Here is a 2,078-nt window from a genome sequence, read left to right on the forward strand (position 1 = left end):
CGGGTGTTTGACAGTTGAATAAAAAGAAAATCCCTTGCAGGCCGCATAAGTCCTGCTCTTTTTTTGTCAACTTTTTTGTTTTAATATATAGCATTTTATGGCATTATATGTTATAATAAAAAGGGTGATCTCTATGAAAGTTATGACTACTAAATCTAAAAATTCCGAGTCCTTTTATATCGCGAAATCTTATATCAATAATGAAGGCAGAAGTACTTCTAAAATCATCCGTAAGCTGGGGACTCTCGCTGACCTCTCCGCAATGCTCCATACTGACCGCGACGGTGTCATGGCATGGGCAAGGGAACAGGCGAGGCTGGAAACGGAGAAATACAAAAATGAAACGGAAGATGCCGTTGTCATGATCCCTTTCCATTCCAACAGGCTTCTGGACTATGACAGGCAGAAACTTTTTACCGGCGGCTATCTCTTCCTTCAGTTTGTTTACTATGGCCTGAAGCTTGATTCCATCTGCAGGAAAATCAGAAGCCGGCATAAATTCAAATTTGACCTCAATGCCATCCTCTCTGACCTGGTCTATGCCAGAGTCCTGGACCCTTCCAGCAAAAGCTCTTCCTTCCAGGCCGCCGGACGTTTCCTGGAGCCTCCTTCCTATGAGCTGCATGACGTTTACCGGGCCCTTTCCATCCTTGCAGGGGAACTCGATTTTATCCAGGCCGAGGTCTATAAAAACAGCTTTTTCTTTGGGAAAAGGAATGACAGGTTCCTCTATTATGACTGTACGAATTATTATTTTGAGATCGAACAGGAAGACGGGGACAAAAAGTATGGCAAAAGCAAAGAGCACCGCCCTAATCCCATCATCCAGATGGGACTCTTTACCGACGGAGACGGGCTTCCCCTGGCCTTCTCCCTTTTCCCCGGCAGTCAGAATGAGCAGAAATCCATGAAACCTCTGGAACAGAAGATTCTCCAGCAGTTCGGCTGTCAGAAATTTATTTACTGCAGTGATGCGGGCCTGGCTTCTGAAGATAACCGGGTATTCAACCACATGGGAGAGCGTTCCTTTATCGTCACCCAGTCCATCAAAAAGCTTCCGGCAGAGGACCGTGAATGGGCCCTGGACGGAAAAGGGTTTAAACGGCTGTCAGATGACTCGTCTGTTGATCTCTCCCGGCTTACAGAAGAGGACCGGCAGGAACTGTTTTATAAAGACGAACCTTACACAACCAAAAAACTCCATCAGCGTCTAATCATCACTTATTCCCCTAAGTATGCAGCATATCAGAAAGCTGTCCGTGCGGAACAGGTCAGCCGGGCGGAAAAGATGATCGCCAGTGGTTCCCTGAAAAAGCAGCGGAAAAACCCAAACGATCCGGCAAGGTTTGTAAACCGGCTTACCGTAACCAGGGAAGGGGAAAAGGCAGACATCCATTACTATCTTGACCTGGATAAGATAGCGGAAGAAGAAAAGTATGACGGGCTGTACGCGGTCTGTACGGACCTTCTGGATGACGATGTGTCAGAGATTCTGAAGGTGAGTGAAGGACGATGGCAGATCGAAGACTGCTTCCGGACGATGAAGACGGATTTTGAAGCCCGTCCGGTCTATGTGAGCCGGGAGGACCGGATAAAAACGCATTTTCTTACCTGTTTTCTGGCGTTGCTGCTGTTCCGGCTGCTGAAGCGGGAGCTGAAGTCTCCCTGTACCACACAGCAGCTGCTGGGGGTACTGAGGGGAATGAACTTTGCCGATATAGAAGAACAGGGATTTATGCCTGTCTACGAGAGGAACCGGCTGACAGATGAGCTCCATGAGGCTTGTGGATTCCGGACAGACTATCAGTTTATAACGAAACGAAAGATGAAAGAAATCGAGAAAAAAAGTAAACGAAGGTAAAACATTACCATATATCAATTCCATGGCACGAAGTGCCACAGCCCAGTATTTTCAAGGGGTTGTGGCACTTTTCTTTCTTCATATGTGTCAAAGATGAGATTTTAACACATATTGGGGAAAAGAGAAAGATGGGAGATGGGAAAAGGAGAAACCGGTTACGATTTCTCCTTCATCCTCTTTATGACCTTCAGCCTGGTAAATTCTTCCCGCTCCTTTT

The 2,078-nt window shown here is 46.6% G+C and carries 1 protein-coding gene; it reads left to right on the forward strand.

All coding sequences use genetic code 11. The annotated features are described in order from the left end of the window. Nucleotides 1-133: 133 nt before the first annotated feature. Nucleotides 134-1,861, forward strand: a complete 1,728-nt coding sequence (locus B5E84_RS20150; protein ID WP_087226747.1) for an IS1634 family transposase — start codon at nt 134-136, stop codon at nt 1,859-1,861. Nucleotides 1,862-2,078 lie beyond the last annotated feature (217 nt).

The organism is Lachnoclostridium sp. An14 (assembly GCF_002160755.1).
GTDB lineage: Bacteria > Bacillota > Clostridia > Lachnospirales > Lachnospiraceae > Lachnoclostridium_A.